Source organism: Sulfurimonas autotrophica DSM 16294 (genome assembly GCF_000147355.1).
In the GTDB taxonomy this organism is placed as follows: Bacteria; Campylobacterota; Campylobacteria; order Campylobacterales; family Sulfurimonadaceae; genus Sulfurimonas; species Sulfurimonas autotrophica.
The window spans coordinates 450,029-467,454 of the sequence record NC_014506.1 but is presented as its reverse complement, the minus strand read 5'-3'; the positions used below and the strand labels follow the sequence as shown (position 1 = coordinate 467,454).

General features: G+C 36.0%; 12 protein-coding genes. All 12 read right to left on the bottom strand.

The features are described 5' to 3' along the window. Positions 1 to 8: 8 nt before the first annotated feature. The 12 genes from glgB to SAUT_RS02345 all read right to left on the bottom strand — a co-directional run bounded on the left by glgB (position 9) and on the right by SAUT_RS02345 (position 17,418). Complete coding sequence (glgB, locus tag SAUT_RS02400) at positions 9 to 1,928, bottom strand: 1,4-alpha-glucan branching protein GlgB (RefSeq protein WP_013326284.1); 1,920 nt, start codon at positions 1,926 to 1,928, stop codon at positions 9 to 11. Further along, positions 1,918 to 3,396, bottom strand: a complete 1,479-nt coding sequence (gene glgA / locus SAUT_RS02395) for a glycogen synthase GlgA (RefSeq protein WP_013326283.1) — start codon at positions 3,394 to 3,396, stop codon at positions 1,918 to 1,920. The genes glgB and glgA overlap by 11 nt, the downstream gene beginning before the upstream one ends. After that, entirely contained in the window at positions 3,389 to 4,231 is an 843-nt protein-coding gene (locus SAUT_RS02390; RefSeq protein ID WP_013326282.1) for an ROK family protein, read from the bottom strand. Before SAUT_RS02390 ends, glgA begins: the two co-directional genes overlap by 8 nt. Beyond that, a complete protein-coding gene (locus SAUT_RS02385; RefSeq protein WP_013326281.1) occupies positions 4,228 to 5,586 on the bottom strand; it encodes a glycogen synthase in 1,359 nt (452 codons plus the stop codon). Before SAUT_RS02385 ends, SAUT_RS02390 begins: the two co-directional genes overlap by 4 nt. 1 nt (position 5,587) lies before the next feature. Beyond that, positions 5,588 to 6,601 (bottom strand): galactose-1-phosphate uridylyltransferase, encoded by a 1,014-nt coding sequence (galT, locus tag SAUT_RS02380; RefSeq protein WP_013326280.1) that lies wholly within the window; start codon positions 6,599 to 6,601, stop codon positions 5,588 to 5,590. Further along, positions 6,594 to 8,594, bottom strand: coding sequence for an alpha-amylase/4-alpha-glucanotransferase domain-containing protein (locus SAUT_RS02375; protein WP_013326279.1), 2,001 nt, complete (start codon positions 8,592 to 8,594; stop codon positions 6,594 to 6,596). Before SAUT_RS02375 ends, galT begins: the two co-directional genes overlap by 8 nt. A 13-nt stretch (positions 8,595 to 8,607) precedes the next feature. After that, complete coding sequence (locus SAUT_RS02370) at positions 8,608 to 10,629, bottom strand: glycoside hydrolase family 57 protein (RefSeq protein ID WP_013326278.1); 2,022 nt, start codon at positions 10,627 to 10,629, stop codon at positions 8,608 to 8,610. Between the two features lie 7 nt (positions 10,630 to 10,636). Beyond that, positions 10,637 to 13,138 (bottom strand): sugar phosphate nucleotidyltransferase, encoded by a 2,502-nt coding sequence (locus SAUT_RS02365; RefSeq protein WP_013326277.1) that lies wholly within the window; start codon positions 13,136 to 13,138, stop codon positions 10,637 to 10,639. A 107-nt stretch (positions 13,139 to 13,245) separates the two neighbouring features. Continuing rightward, positions 13,246 to 14,907, bottom strand: a complete 1,662-nt coding sequence (pgm, locus tag SAUT_RS02360) for a phosphoglucomutase (alpha-D-glucose-1,6-bisphosphate-dependent) (protein ID WP_013326276.1) — start codon at positions 14,905 to 14,907, stop codon at positions 13,246 to 13,248. Position 14,908: 1 nt separating this feature from the next. Further along, complete coding sequence (locus tag SAUT_RS02355) at positions 14,909 to 15,340, bottom strand: outer membrane lipoprotein (RefSeq protein ID WP_013326275.1); 432 nt, start codon at positions 15,338 to 15,340, stop codon at positions 14,909 to 14,911. Between the two features lie 17 nt (positions 15,341 to 15,357). Continuing rightward, a complete protein-coding gene (gene gap, locus SAUT_RS02350; protein WP_013326274.1) occupies positions 15,358 to 16,365 on the bottom strand; it encodes a type I glyceraldehyde-3-phosphate dehydrogenase in 1,008 nt (335 codons plus the stop codon). A gap of 48 nt (positions 16,366 to 16,413) precedes the next feature. Further along, positions 16,414 to 17,418 (bottom strand): TIGR00341 family protein, encoded by a 1,005-nt coding sequence (locus SAUT_RS02345; protein WP_013326273.1) that lies wholly within the window; start codon positions 17,416 to 17,418, stop codon positions 16,414 to 16,416. Positions 17,419 to 17,426 lie beyond the last annotated feature (8 nt).

Genomic DNA, 17,426 nt, shown 5'->3' with positions numbered 1-17,426 from the left:
AACCTTCCTTACTTTGTTTTTTTCAAATAAATAACACTGAGCGGCGGCAATGTGATTTCTACACTGTTTTTTCGTCCATGCTGCTCTTTTGCAATTGATTTCACAATGTGAAGTTCTGCACTTGAACCTCCAAAATCAATATAATCAGAATTAAATATTTCGCTGTAAACACCCTTTGCCGGTACACCTAGAGGATAATTTTTATGCTCTTTATCTGCAAAATTACATATAATGAGAACAGGCTTTTGATTTCTTGCCCCTTTTCTGATAAAAGCTATCACATTGGCTCTATAATCATTTTCTTCTATCCATGAAAATCCCTCATTGATTACATCATTTCTATGTAAAGAAGCCTCATCTTTATAGAGCCTGTTTAATGTTCTCACACAGTTTTGCACCCCTTGATGTTCAAAATAATCCAACAGATGCCAGTCTAGACTCTGCTCATAATGCCATTCATTAAACTGTGCAAATTCCCCGCCCATAAAAAGCAGTTTTTTTCCGGGATGTGCCGTCATAAGTGCATAAAGCGCTCTTAAATTAGCAAATTTTTTGTAATTATCACCCGGCATTTTGTTTACCAAAGAGCCTTTCATATGCACAACCTCATCATGACTAAGAGGCAGTATATAACTTTCATTAAACATATATACAAAACTGAATGTTAAATCTTTATGATGATGCTGTCGAAAGAGCGGATTTACTTTCATATATTTTAAAATATCATGCATCCAGCCCATATTCCATTTATAACCGAATCCGAGTCCGCCTTTGTCCACCAACCCTGTCACCATTGAGTAATTTGTCGATTCCTCGGCTGCCATAATAATATCGGGAAAATTTTCATACACGGTTGTATTTAAATCCTGCAAAAACTTCACGGCACCCCTATTGATATTCGAGCCGTCTTCATTTGGTATCCATTCTCCCTCTTCTCTGGCATAATCAAGATAAAGCATAGATGCCACACCGTCAACTCGTATGCCGTCAGCATGATACAAATCAAGCCAAAACATTGCAGAGCTGATAAGAAAAGCGCGCACTTCATTTCTGTCATAATTAAATATGGCACTCTTCCACTCAGGATGATAACCCTTGCGTGGGTCGGCATGTTCATACAAGCAGGTTCCGTCAAAATTCATAAGCCCGTGCCCGTCATTAACAAAGTGTGAAGGCACCCAGTCTAAAATAACACCGATATTATGCTCGTGCATAACATCAACAAACTCCATAAATTCATGTGGTGAACCATAGCGTGATGTCGGAGCAAAATATCCGGTTGTCTGATAGCCCCAGGAACCTTCAAACGGATGCTCCATGACAGGCATGATTTCTACATGTGTATAGTTCATTTCATTAAGGTAAAGGGCTAATTCTTTTGCAGATTCACCATAAGTTAAAAAACGGTTGTCTTCTTCTACCTTACGTTTCCATGAACCTAAATGCACTTCATATATTGAAATCGGTGCTTTATGAGAATTGTTTTTCGCTCTGTTTTTCATCCATTTTGCATCACTCCATTCATAACCGCTCAAATCATAAATTTTTGATGCGGAACTCGGTGCCACCTCCGCATAAAAAGCAAAAGGGTCGGATTTGTCTTTATTTGCATGTTCATTATCGGAATCTACAAAATATTTATAAGTAATTTCTTCTTCAATATTAGATATAAACCCTTCCCAAATGCCGGAGCCGTCTTCTCTTCTTTTTAAAAAATGAGCGTATCTGTTGTAGTGATTAAAATCTCCCTGCACGCAAACACTTTTTGCATTGGGCGCCCACACAGCAAAATAGACACCTTCAACACCTTCACGCTGCATTTTATGCGAGCCGAAATGTTTGTAAAGCTGAAAATGTGTTCCCTCTTTAAAGAGGTAAATATCAAATTCACTAAAAAGTGATACATCGTGAAAAACTTCATATTCCATAATTTTCTCCTCGTTTGTGCTCTAATGCAAAATCATACACTTTTTCATACTCTTTTGCCGAATCTTCCCAGCTAAAGTGCTCCTGCATTGCAAATTTCTGCATTCTCTCAAATGCTTCCTTGTTATTGTTGTACACATCTACTGCCCATAAAACAGTGTTATAAAGTGCTTCCTGTGTGGCATCATAAAATTTAAAACCGTTGCCTATATGATGTTCCTCATCAAAATTCACGATTGTATCATCAAGCCCTCCCGTTGCACGTACTATCGGCAGTGTACCGTATCGCAGACTGTAGATTTGGTTAAGTCCGCAGGGCTCAAAAAGTGAAGGCATTAAAAACATATCACATCCTGCTTCTATTTTATGCGCCAACTCATTTGAATAGCCTACATGCAGCGCAAAATTATCTCTAAAATAAGCCACTTCAGAAAAAAATTCTTCTGCCCAACTCTCACCGGTACCAAGCATCACTACCTGTATATCATGATTCAAAAGTCCATTTATTACTCTTGCGATAAGCTCTATCCCTTTTTGTTCTACAAAACGCCCTACAAAGCCTATAAGAGGCACATCATCGCGTACTGAAAGGTTAAAATATTTCTGTAAATTCCGCTTACATGTAAGCTTTCCCTGTATATTTCCAACATCATAATTTTGTGCTAAGAATGTATCAATTGAGGGATTCCACTCAGCATAATCCACGCCGTTTAATATGCCGAAGAGTTTATAGTTGTGCGCTCTTATGTGCCCGTCAAGTCCAAAACCAAACTCAGGTGTTTGAATCTCCTGCGCATATTTTTTTGATACAGTTGTAATTGCATCTGCTTCGGCAATACCTCCTTTTAAAATATTGACGCCGTCCAAACTCTCTAAAGAGTGCGGATTAAAATATTCCCATCCAACTTCCATAACATCCATTACACCTTTATAAAAATGTCCCTGATGCTGCAAATTGTGAATCGTTAAGACTGAAGCTGCAAAGCCGAAATCATGCACAAACCGTGTTTTTGCAAGAATTGGCATAGCAGCCGTATGCCAGTCATTTGCGTGAATAATATCCGGTGTAAACTGCAGCATCTTACAAAGCTGCAAAGCTGCTTTTGAAAAAAACACAAAGCGGTTGTCATTATCATGGTAGCCGCCATTATCATCTTCGTATAATCCACTTCTCCCAAAATAGTGTTCATAGTCTATAAAATAGATCTCTACCTCGCTTTGCGGCAAAGTTGTTTTATAAACAGCAGCCCAAAATTCCCCCATAATACCCATAGGAACACCTAAAGGTGCAGGAAGTTTTTGCAGTTTCGATTTGTCGATACTGTAATATCTCGGCATTACAACTATAATGTTATGACCCAGCTTTTGTAAAGCTTTCGGCAGAGCACCTGCTACATCAGCCAGTCCACCTGTTTTTGCAAAAGGAACAACCTCTGCAGCCGCAAAAAGTATATTTAATTTTTCACTCATACAAATCCTTTAATAAAAATGCACCCTCCAAAGAGGCATCTTCTAATGTTGAAATGGTAATTTTTATATTTTTCAAAGCAAGAGGCAGAGCATACGCTTTTATTCTTTCTTGAATAATTCCATGTAAATATCTGTTATGCATAATCAATCCGCCTCCAATCACCAAAACTTTCGGGTTAAAAAGCGTTATGGTTGTACCCACCGCATACAAAAGAGCTTCAATAAACTCATTATAAATCTTTTGTGCTTCATCTTTCTTACTTTGATGTAATTGTTCTAAACTCAGCTCCGGTTTGAGTTTATAGTACTCCTTCCATCGTAAAAGTCCGCTTCCTGAGCAAAAAAGTTCTATGCAGTTGTGTTTGCCACAGTTACATGTAAAGGGGGTGTCTTTATAAGGAATATGCCCTAATTCTGTTGCAATGTTATCACTGCCTTTTATAAGCACAGAAGAACTGACAACGCCAAGCCCCAGGCCTGTTCCTGCGTATACTGCACAAATATTTTCTGTTTTACAGCTTTTTGCTTCTGCTAAAACTGCACAGTTTAAATCATTCTCTATAAAAAGTTTTACATTATATTTAGCTTCTATATAGGCTTTTATTTCATGTTTATCTATGGTTATATTTGGCGCAGAGAGAATAACACCCTCATTTACCTGCCCGGCATATGCTATAAAAATGCTTGAAATCTTTTTTTCTTCATGTAAAATCATCTCTAAAAAACTACAAAGTCCTGTTTGTGCGCTTTTTAGAGATGATTTTTTTATTGTTTTATCATTTTCTCTGAGTTCATAACGAAGATATGTTCCTCCTATATCAATTCCCAATTTCATAGCAGACTCTTATAAATTTTGAAGTATTTTTTGGCACTTTTATCAAAAGAAAAATCACATGTAAGATTAAAATCTATAATCTCTTGCATTTTTTTCTTAACTCTATAAAGGCTCATAGCTCTCTCTATAGCATACAAAAACTCTTTTTTATTTTGTTCTTTATAGCTAATACCCTGCCCACAAACAGCTTTTTGCTCATGTACAGAGTCTTTTAACCCGCCGACTTCATGCACAACTGCTACACTGCCGCAGTTCATAGCGATCAACTGATTTAATCCGCAAGGCTCAAACCTTGATGGCATCAGCAAAAAATCAGAGGCAAGATATGCCTGATGCGATAAATCTTCATCAAAGCTTTGAAAAAAAGAAAAATTTCTATATTTTTTAGCAAATTTATTCAACGCTTTAGAGTATTTTGCTTCACCCTCTCCCAAAATAAAGAGATTAATTTTTTTGTTTTGCAGTTCGTCAAATGAGCTTATAAGCAAATCAATACCTTTTTGTTCGGCCAGACGGCTTACCATTATAAAAAGTGGTAATTTAGGATTTTCAAAGCCATACCTTTTGCAAAAATCAGCTTTTGCCTTACTCTTTGTTCCTTTATCTTGTAAAGGTTTAAAAACAGTGTAATCAATCCCATTTATAATGCCGACAAGTTTTTCCTTATGTTTTTGCAAAAAGCCGTTTAAACCGCATCCGAACCCCTCAGTTAAAATTTCCTGTGCATATGTCGGACTTACCGTAGTAATCATATCACTATAAGCAATCCCAGCCTTTAACAAATTTACTTTTGAGTAAAATTCCAAAGCATCCATAGTAAAATATTTATAAGAGATACCCAGAGTTTTGAGCGCCGATTTTTCAAAAACACCTTGATAAGCAAGATTATGTATAGTAAAAACCGTTTTTATTTTTAGCTGATGCTCTTTTACAAAAAGTGCCACCAATGCCGTATGCCAGTCGTTAAGATGAATAAGTTTACAATTTAGTCGTAAAGCAAGTTCAATTATTGCCATACAAAATATACCAAAACGCAGTGCATTATTTTTATAATCTCCGTTTTCATCTGTGTAAAGATTTTGTGTTTGACTAAGATATGGCGCTTTTACAAAGTATGTAACAATATTTTTTTCTTCTTTTATAAAAATTGCAACAGAGTAATCCCCTCCGTCTAAACTTATAGTAAAATTATCATAAAAAAGATATTTATTTTCATCCATAAATCCATACAGAGGCATTACTCTGCTAATTTTTACATACTCTTTTAAAGCAAGAGGCAAAGAGTAGGAGACATCGGCAAGTCCGCCTGTTTTTGCATAGGGGAAAATTTCACTTGCTGCAAAAAGAACATGCATTTTATTCACCTCTCAATAATTTGGCACAGTTTTCAGGTGCAACACCGTTAATTGCCGTTTCTGCAGACATTTCAAATCCGGCTAAAGTGTAAAGCCTTGGCATTATTCGTATATAAAAAGTAAAATTTTCAGCAATATCATCCATATATTTTTCATTTTCAAAATTTTTATTTACCGGTGCAATATGAAAACTGATATTATAATCATAAGAATCAAGCTGAGTATCAAGCATTGTAAAAACATTTTTTATCACTTGTGCCAAATCTGTAAGTTCGTCTTGGGAGCATCTGCTCATATTTGAAATTACTTTACTCGGAGCAATAATCACTTCAAAAGAAAAAAAACTTGCATATGGACAATATGCCGTAAATATGCCCAATTCATCTATGATTCTGACTTTTACCTCTTTTTCATTATGCACCATATCCTGTACTATTCCTCTGCCGTGAACAGAGTAATACTCCTGATTTCTTTTTAAAAATTCTAAAGTATTTTGTGCCATAATCGGCAAAGCTATGATTTGCGTATGCGGATGCTGCTGTGAAGCCCCTGCATTTTGCCCGCTGTTTTTAAAAATATTTAAATAAATGACTCTTTTGTCTTTTGCCAAATCATTTATCCGCGCATTGATAGTACGTAGCCAATCAAAAATCTCTTTTTTTGAAAGAGAAGATATTCTGCTCTCATGACACGGTGCATCTATAATGATTTCATGTGCACCGAAACCTTTGATATATTCAAAAAATCCGTCTCTTTGGGAGATATCTTCTTCTTCTATCTGCACGGCTTTATAAAGATTGGGCACAACTCTTGTTCGCCATCCTGTTGCATTTGCCGCATTATCCCTCAGGGCAAAAATTTCAGGCGGTGTAAAATCTTCATGTCCTTCACAAAAAGGACAATCCTTTTTCTCAGATTCTAGGAGTTCTCTTTTTATAAGATTTGGACGGTGCAGACGTTCAGGTGCAATAATCACATATTTATTGTGCAGTCTGTCATATCTTATCTCAGACATTGCGTACTTCCAAGCTAAATTGTAATTGTAATTCTGATATAAAACTTGTCGTAAAAATAAAACTGATCTGCTGTGCTATTTTTTCAAAACCACTCTCAGACTGTGAAACTGTATGTAAAACAAAAGCAAAAACATTACATTTTTGATTTGCCGTAATAACCAATGTTTTTTTAGTAAAATCATCATTAATTATCAGTTTTTCTGTATTATATTCGCTAAAATCATTTTGTAAAATTTTACCATTGAAAGTTACTTTATCAGGATGGGCAAAATGAAAATTAAACTCCTGCGCAAAGTAGAGTTTATCTATGTATTGAGTTTTAAATTTGCTTTTTAAATGCACTGTATTGACATCAAAACTATAACTTTTCTGCAGTTTTGCCGGATATTTTTCCTTAGCTATATAAATACCGCCTTTACGTACAAACTTTTTATTTTTTAACAAAAACGGCTTATTTGCGAAATCTCCCACTTCTTGAAATACTAAACTTTTAAAATTTTCCAAGCTAAATTCATTACCGGAAAAATGGTCTATAAATGAATTTTTTGCATGCCAGTCATAGATAAGCTCGGCTTTTAATGATTCATCCACTGCAACTTCTCTGTTATGAATGGTTGTTACAGCTGCTTTGTCTGTATGATTTTCTTTTATATCTGCATGCAAAATTTTACTATGATAACTCTCTTGCCTTCTCATAATGGTATTTTGCCAGTTAAACAGCGTATCAAACGAGCCGAACTCTATCATCTGGGCACCGTTTTTTGTTGAAAACATCAGGCTCAAATTTGACGTTAGAACTTTGAGCTCATCATAGCCGTCTTTATCAATATCCAAGACTTCAAATGCTGTATTTTCTTTGGCTCGTTGCTGTTGGATTTCAAGAAGATATTTGTAAGCATTGTCACGCAGGCTCGGCAGATAAAAACCGCCGAAAACACCATGCCAAAAAGCATCGTTTGTCTGAAGCCTGTAGAGTGCATCAAGGGAATATTTATCAAAATCTTTCTGCTGTAAACTCAAATACAACATTCTTTTGTGCAAATAATTACTTTCATGATATTTTATAAAAAAGTTTTTCCAAATCCCGCCTTTTATGATGTAAGGCAAGACTTTCTCTTGGGCCTCTTTAAACGCTAACGCATCTTTTGTCTGCTGACTCCACTCTCCCATTTCAGCATAAGAGCAGTTATCTAAATATGCCAAGCCCAAAGAGTTGTTTTTTTGCAAATATTCACCATAGTGTTGGGTAACAATATTTTCATTATCCAAAACAGCTTCTATAAACTTTTGCAGCCATTTTTGTTCATATACCCATTTATTTGTATCTGGCCAGAGTCCAAATTTTTCGGCATCGTCAAATATAACAGCAGCAGCATTTTCTTCTTTTTGATGTACCAGAACAGACTTTATAGCATCGTCAATATTTGAAAACGGGAGTGCATAGCGAAGTGCTTTAGATATCGGAAATAGTTCTAATTCTCGTGCATTATCTTCTGTTGTATAATAACCGTTCATCTTATCCGCATCATATCCATTACTTAAAAAATGATAATCATCCACCATTGCATATTTTATACCGCAAGCATACAAATCACTCACCAAAGAGGATTCCCAAACTCTCTCGGCAAGCCATAAACCTCGTGGTTTAACCTTGAAATGTTTTTTTATATAGTTACTGAGCTTTTTTATCTGTGCCCGACGGTCATTTGACGCTATGGAAGCTAGTACAGGTTCATAATATCCTCCGCTAAGCCACTCTATAGCGCCCTCTTTTGTTAAGATCTGCATATTTTCAAAAAGCTTTGGATACTCTGATTTTATTTTATCGAGCAGCCAGCCGCTGCAATGCAGGGAAAACTTAAATTTCGGATATTTCAGCATTGTTTGAAAAAACGGTTCATAGCAAAGTTCTACTGCTTTTTGTACTTCTTCATCAAAGTTATCTACTGGCTGATGCATATGAATTCCGAACAATAAAGATACTTTTTTCATTTTTTTATTTTCCTTATATAAACCAGTTTTTAGAGTAATCATCTTGCAGGTCTATTTCAAGTTCACCAAAACTCGGTAAAGTCTGCAAGGAACCGGAACTGTCCGCTATCTCAAATCTTAACCAAATTTTCTTTTGCTTTATTTGCGTTTTATCCAGACTTATTTCCAGCCACTCTTTACATGCCAACTTTATTTCAATATTTTGCAAAAAAACTTTTTTTTGATTAAAAGATATTGTACTACTCAATTCAAGAGGATCGATTATAATGTTAATAATACCCTTTTTACACAACTTTTTTATATCACCCTCAAAAGCGAAATAGAGTTTATTATCATCCTGCCCGTAGTATATTTTTTTTACGGGTTGCGTGTTTGCATGCATTGTTGAAAAAAGTTTACTCTCATCTATAACACCGCAACCCATCCACTCAAAAAACGAATCTCTTTTTCCATCTATTTTGGGCGTTATTTTTGACTGCGGTTTTATCCAAAATTTTGTACTGCTTTGATTTTTACCGATAGGAATAAACAAATCATTGGGTACTGAAATGCCAATCAGGTTATAAATATTTATGAGATGCCTACGAAAAATTGCATCAAATTCTAAAGAAAAATTTGTATAATGATCACTGCCGTACCACCAAAACCAATCAGAACACTCTGCTCCTAAAAAGTTGTCTGTTATTTTTGCTTTTATATCATCACTTAATGACTCTTTATGATGTTCATAATCTTTTTTTGTTAAAAAAAGAAGTTCCCATGCTCTCGTCTTCTCATACTCTCCGACCCAGGTATCAAAAGAGCCGTTTATCCAGCTGCCCGGCGCCAAGTTAATAAGCTCACGAAAAGGCAGATCTTTCACCTCATCCATTGTTAACGTTTTACACCAAGATGCTTTCTCCAATGCACTATAAAGTGCTTCAAAAAAATCAAAACCGTTATTTTTATAAAACTCCCAAGCATTTTCTCCGTCTAGTATGACAAAAACAGTTGCATTGTCATTAATACTTTTTATAGACTGCAATTGTGACATAAAATTTTGTGCAGCATCCTCAGCCTTTTTATATCTATATTCAAAACCTATCAAATCACTCAATGTATGGTCACGGAATCCTATGAGCATATTATTATAATTATAAGGTGCATAAATAAGCTTTTTGCTCTTTGAGTTTAAAGACTTATAGAGTATTTCTTCATCTGTGGCTATAAAATTAACACCAAGAGATTTTAAAAGTTTTACACTCTTTTCATCAACTGCCCCCTCTGCAGGCCAAAAAACATCTGTTGTATAGCCAAAGGTGTCAGAAAACAAATCTTTTGCCTTTTGTATATGTAACAGGGCATCTTCTTCAAGTTTTTCATAATTTTGCGGTATCTGCGTATGTGCATTTGCTCTTTTGGCGTTTTGCATATCAAGCAGTAGTGGCAAGATAGGATGATAAAAAGGCGTCGTACTGATTGTTATACGTTTTTCATTATAAAGTTCTTTATAAAACTTCCATATGCCCCCTATAAATTTTGACAATTCATTTAAAAGTACCTTTTTATCCTCATCCGTGTAATTTTTTTCTTTGTTTATTAAACTTTTTACATGTAAATTATTTTCTTTAAGATACATTCCACACCAAGAGAGTATAAACAAAATTTCCAAGTCCAGTACCTCATCATCACTAAAAGAGTCTTTCTTGTAAAGTTCTTCATAACGCGGCAGCCCTTTTACCATCGTGTCAAACTGAGAACTTTTACAAATTTTCACAAGCCATTGTCTCTCTTGTGTTTTTAAAGAAGATGGGTTTTGCAGCCAAAGTAATATAAATTTGTCTGATTGTTCGGGATTTTTATAATAGAGTTTTAACTGCTCTATCAAAGGGGAAGTTATATTAAACGTTGCTTGTATATTTTTATATCGGCTTAACATCCACGGCATATCATAGTAGTCTTTTATAGCATGCAAAAAGACCCATGGCATCTGCATAATTCCATCCTCGTTGCGGTAATCAGGTTGGTGCATATGCCACATAAAACTTAAGTTCATAACTATCCTATTCTTGTGAAAACTGCTCTATTTTTTTCAAATATGATTCATAGAGCAACTCTCCTTTTTCGTCATTCTCAGCCTGAATATAGAGGTTAAGATGTTCGCTGTACTGATCAGGTATCATTAATACCCAATCATTTTTGCCTTCCCAAATTTTCACACCCACTTCTGATGATGATTTCTTCCCCTTTGCATATTGAAGAAATTTTCTCATCATTTTACCCTTTAACTTTTGTGGACAATCAACCTTAAATTGTTTATAGTAGAAATCGCTCAAACTCGTTATAAGAATTGACAAATCAATTTTATAGATGCTTAAAAGCTCCATGATTTTAAAACTCGCATAAATAGCATCACGGGTATAGCTGAATTCCGTAAAAACAAAATTCCCATCCACCGTAGCAATCAAATCATACTCTTTTAATTTTTCCACTTTAAAATCACTATACTTGCCTCGCTCAATTATAAGATTTTTAAAATATCTTATATCAGGCGCCCAAGTCGGTAAAAAAACTTTTTTCTTTGTATTCATGGCATCTAAATTCAATAACTCAAGTACGGCATACAGAGCTTTTACTTTACTCAAAACAACACCGTTTTCAGCTACTAAAACCAACTGCTGGGCATTGGGATAGATTAAAAATCCCATATCATAGTTAAGGCAGCGTACAATTTTTGATACATTAAGCCGTGATTTTTTCTCCAGCATAGAGATATTCGTTAATTTTTGCTCATCATAATAAGAATTAAGTGTTACATGTTCTACTGCCATATCATTGATAATTTTTGGAAATATATCTATCGTTGTACCATGCATTAAATCCATAACTACTTTGAAATTTTCATGTTTTACAATCTTATGGTCTATATTATCCATAATAGCCCGTTGATAATTACTACACTCTATATTGTGTTGGGTATCTCGAATTCTCCCTATTTGATTATAATCAACACGGCGGAATTTCTCTGTAAAAAAAGTTTTTTCGATTGTTTTGGCAGATTCTGAATGTATTTTCATTGCTTCATCATTAAAGAATGTTATCTCAGAACTAGCCGTATCATTTAAACATCTTTTAAAATGTACGCCTGCAATAATGTTGCTGCTGTGAGCAAGAGTAAATCTGAGCACTGACGGCGGTGTCTCTTTTAAATCTAATATATTTACACCTGATGATACTAAACCTCCTAAAAAAGCACGTTTTATCATACGTGAATTTTTATCATGGTCACGTCCGGCTAACACAGTAGAATGAACCGGCAGTTGAGCACCCAAAGCTTCTCCCAATTTTGTAGCCATTTCACAAGAAAGTTCAATGTTGCTTTTACCATAGACACTTCCGTCTTCAAAAATAGAATTTTTGTATTTACTCCCCAAAATCAGATTATTTGTCACTACTGAAGCCGGTTCTATTTTTTTATTTGGCCATATAATTACATCTTTGTCAAAACGTGTTAATTCCCCTACTTCACACCCTTCTGCCAGTATAAGCCCTGCAGTTGCTGTGACATTTTTTTCAATTATATTATCATTACAAATAACACAACTATCCATAAAAGCATGCCGAGAGACTTGTATATCTTCCCAAAAGACAGAATTCTTAATTTTACTAGCATCCCCTATGTGTACGTTGTCGCCTATAACAGTGTTTGTAAGTTTTACATTTCTTTGAATCGTTACATTATGGCCCAATACAACTGTACCGATAATTTCAACGGAATCCGCAAGCTTATTTTCACCTAATGAATACAGCACTCCATCAGGGTATTTTTTCTTTTTTCCCGGTATTTTAAACTTTACCTCACCGCCTAATATATCTTCATATACCTCTCGATAACTTTGCGGATTACCAACATCACGCCAATAGCCTTTTAAGTTATAAGCCATCAATTCTATCTTTTTATCCATTAAAGCAGGGAACAAATCTTTTGCAAAATCAAAATTTTCACCCTCAGGGATAAAATCCAAAATTTCAGGCTCTATTATATAAATACCGGTATTGATGGTGTCACTGAAAACCTCTCCCCAGCTCGGTTTTTCAAGAAATTTTTCAATCACACCCTCTTCATTGGCTATAACTACACCAAATTGCAGAGGATTTTCAACAGATGTAAGCCCGATGGAGAGTTTTGATTTTTTTTCTTTATGGAATGTAAAAAGTTTTTTAAAGTTAAAATCAGTAACTAAGTCTCCGCTGATTATAATAAAATTCTCATCCCCTATAAGTTCCTGCGCAAGTTTCACGGCTCCCGCCGTACCGTAATCATCATCAGGTATAACATAGCTTATATTTATACCGAAATCACTGCCGTCTTTGAAGTAATCTTGAATAATTTCGGGTTTAAAATATAAAAGCACTATAAACTCTGTTATACCTAAATCTTTGAGCATCATCATTGTATACTCCATCATAGGCTTGTTCATTATCGGTAACATCGGCTTAGGCCGTGAATTTGTCAAAGGCTGGATTCTTGTTCCGAATCCGCCCGCCATAACTACTGCTTTCATATTACTCCCTTTTTTTACTATAAGATTAATTTTTTTCGGAACCTAGGCTGATTTGTTTAAAAACCTAAAAGGCAAGGTTACAGAAAAAAATTTAGTTTTTTTCTAAGTCACACTTTAGCGTTTGAAAACCTTGCTTCGGAAAATAAACCTTTCATAATTTCCTGCGCTTCTTTTTGAATAGCACTTAAATGCTCTTTTGAGAGAAAACTTTCGGCATATATTTTATAAATATCTTCTGTTCCCGACGGTCGCATGGCAACCCAGCCGTTTTGTGTGACAATTTTGAGTCCGCCTATGGCTGCACCGTTGCCTGAAGCTTTGGTAAGAATTTTTTCGATTTTTTCATCGCCGAGCATTTGAATATCTATAGAGTCCGCATTGAGATTTTTGAGTATCTTTTTTTGCTCCAGCGTAGCAGGAGCATCTATACGCGCATAATAAGAAGCCCCGAACTCTTTTTCAAATTCTGCATAAATATCTGCAATATCTTTACCGGTCACTGCCATAATCTCAGCTGAAAGCAGTGTCATAATCAACCCGTCTTTGTCTGTCGTCCATACAGAGGCATCGTTTCTTAAAAAAGATGCTCCCGCACTCTCTTCTCCGCCAAAACCAAGCCATCCCTCAAACAGACCTTGGGCAAACCATTTAAAACCTACCGGCACTTCATAAACTTCTATACCGAGATTTGCGCAGATTCTGTCTATCATAGAACTTGAGACTAAAGTTTTTCCAACTTTTAAATCTTTGGTAAAGTTTTTTCTATGCGTAAAGAGGTACCAAATAGCCACACTCAAATAATGGTTCGGATTAATAAGTCCGCCTTTTGGTGTAACTATTCCATGTCTGTCTGCATCTGTATCATTTGCAAAAGCCAAATCATACTTCTCTTTGAGTTTAAGCAGTGAAGCCATCGCATAAGGTGATGAGCAGTCCATACGGATTTTTCCGTCATGATCCAGTGTCATAAAAGAAAAAGTAAAATCTGCATATGGATGGATAATATCCATATCAAGATGATAATACTCTTTTATTTTCTCGTAAACCTGTATGGATGAACCGCCCAATGGGTCTGCCGCTAACTTAAATTTAGCATTTTTTATCGCTTTAAAATCTATAATTTTAGAGAGTGCTTCTACATAAGGCGTGATAAAATCATACTCTGTAACATATTGGGATTGGAGTGCCTTTTCATAGGAGACAAATGCTACATCCTCAAGATTGTTTTTGAGTATTTCATTCGCGCGTTTTTCTATAAGAGAAGTTACATCGGTATCGGCAGGTCCTCCGTTTGGCGGATTATATTTAAAACCGCCGTCAGAAGGAGGGTTGTGTGAAGGGGTAATAACGATGCCGTCTGCCGTCGCTTGTTCTTTTTTATTATGCTCTAAAATTGCAAAGGAGATTAAAGGGGTCGGTGTATAAATTCCATCTTTAGCGATGGCAATATGAATACCATTTGCTGCACATACACGAACAGCACTCATTTGTGCAGGCGTTGAGAGTGCATGTGTATCTTTGCCAATGTAGAGCACACTGTTATAACCCATCTTTTTTTTGTACTCACATACCGCTTGAGTAATTGCCAAGACATGTGCCTCATTGAAACTTTTTTTAAATGCACTTCCACGATGACCGGACGTTCCAAAGCTCACCTTTTGGCTCTCTAAAGAGTAATCAGGTTCATATTCATAATAATCGGCAATCAGTGAGGCAACATCTATTAACTTTGAATGAGGAGTTAATTTCCCTGCTAGCGGACTCAACATCTTAAAATGCCTCTACACTGTAAACTCTACCGTCATGTTTGACTATACGGACTCGCTGACCGACATAAAAATCTTTTCCTTTTGCAAGAACAACAACATTCCTACCGTCATTAAGTGCTACGCTCAACTCCTGTGCATTGGCTTTTCCTATTTGGTTTCCGACATAAGCACCGCCTAAACCACCGCCTAGAGTTGCTAAAGTATTTCCTCTTCCTTTTCCTACCAATGAGCCAAGAACTGCACCCGTAATTGCTCCGACAAACGTACCTGCTCCGTTATCTTTTATAACAACAGGTTTAATACGCTTCACAATTCCGACCTGATAACTCATTTCATAATTTACGGAATTGGCATCCATCTCCTGCAAACCTCTTGTTGCACATCCGCTAAAAAACAGACTTCCCAATAAAACAGTCACTAAAAACTTTTTCATAATTGCATCCTCTCTTTTTATAATTTTGAAGCCATATAGTCAGCTACTTCAAGCAGTCTTTGTGAATATCCGTATTCATTATCATACCACGCCATTACTTTAACCATTCGTCCTCCTATGACGGAGGTTGAAAGTCCGTCCACAATAGATGAGTGACGATTTCCTAAAATATCGGAGGAGACTATTTCATCTTTTGTAAACTCCAAAATTCCCTGCAGTTCGCCTTGTGAAGCCTTTATAAAAGCTGCATTCACCTCATCTGCATTCACATCTTTGTTTAGCAGTGCCACAACTTCTGTAATAGCACCGTCAGGTACAGGAACCCTCAACGCCATCGCTTCCATTTTTCCCTCCAAAGCCGGGATGACTTCAATAGTTGCGACCGCCGCCCCTGTTGTAGTAGGTATGATATTTACAGCAGCTGCACGACCGCGTCTGCGTTTTTTTGCACGCTTGTCAACCGTTACCTGTGAAGATGTATAGGCATGTGTTGTCGTTATCATGGCATTTTCTACCCCAAACTCTTCTTCCAATACTTTCATAACAGGTGCTAATGAATTTGTGGTACACGATGCATTTGAAATGATATGATGTTTTGCACTGTCATACGCTTGATGATTCACACCTTTTACTATTGTCAAATCAACATTTTTTCCCGGTGCTGAAATTAATACTTTTTTGGCGCCTGCCTGAATATGCTGTACTGCCAGTGTTCCATCGGTAAAACGTCCCGTACAGTCTATGACAATATCTATGCCGAGTTCTTTCCATGGTAATTCCAGGGGATTATGACTGCTTACTATCGTTATTTCATGTCTGTCAATAATAAGTTTATTTTCTCTTGTTTGTATATCAAAGCCTGCCCGCCCGTGAACAGAATCATATTGTAAAAGATATGCCGCATCTTCTACGCTTGAAGTATTTGCCGCAACTATCTCACAGTTTTGCGGCAGATTATTAATATAATGTCTGAGTACCTGATTTCCTATACGCCCCAAACCGTTAATTGCTACACGTTTTTTCATAAAACCATCCTTTGAAAAGTTTATGACTATTTGTTAATTATAATCTTTTTAAGTAAATAAGAAATTTATATGCGTCAAGTAGATAATAATAATTAAAATAATTAACAAAAAGAGCCACATGCCTGTCGCTGCAAGGCGATAATGTTTTGCTTTTTTCTCTTCCCACCAGTTTTTAGGACGAACACCTTGAAACCAAAACGTTACAACGCCAGAAAGATTCAATGCAACAAAATTAATCAAAAAAAGTGTTATCGCACTGCTAAAGAGATAAAAATTTCCCATTCCAAGTACTAAACCTGCTGCAACCAAAGGAGGTAAAAGAGAGATAGAGACCATCACTCCAATAAGGGCAAAGGCTGTTCCTGATGTAAATGCCAATACGGCAACTGCACCTGAAGCAAGTGCGACGATTATATCTGCATAACTAAAAAAGAGTGTACTTTGCAGAGATTTTGAAGCAATATCAGGTGGATAAGTCAAACCGAGTATTAAAGAGATTGCCAACACCAGTAAAACACCGGCTCCCATAGCAAGTATACCCATCATTCCAAGATTTTTATCTCCAAGAACAACACCCAAAGAAAAAGCTATATTAGGTGCTATTAGCGGTGCAACGACCATAGCACCGATAATAACCACCCATTTATCTTCTATAAAACCAAAAGATGCAATAATAGTTGCAAATGCAATCATAAGCAGATAAAGATAATTGAGTTCTGCCATGCCGGCAACCTGATTATACAACTCTTCTCTGCTCACTGTTAGTTTGCCTATACTTTTTTTGATTGGCTCCTTTAGCGGAACTTCCACTAAAGGAAGTGTTGCTTCGACATCCTGCACTACAATGCGAAATATTTCATCTTTTTTAAAAAGTCTTGATACTTTATCAATTAAGACTTCAGAATTTTCAGCTTCAACTAAAATTTTAAAAATAAAATTTGAAACCGTATTTTCTTCCTGCCATGCGTCTATAACTAACGGCAGTTTTTTTAAATCTATAATATTTTTCTTTTTTGCTTTTGGTACAATAATTTCTATTAATCTCAGTGCCATTGTTTTGC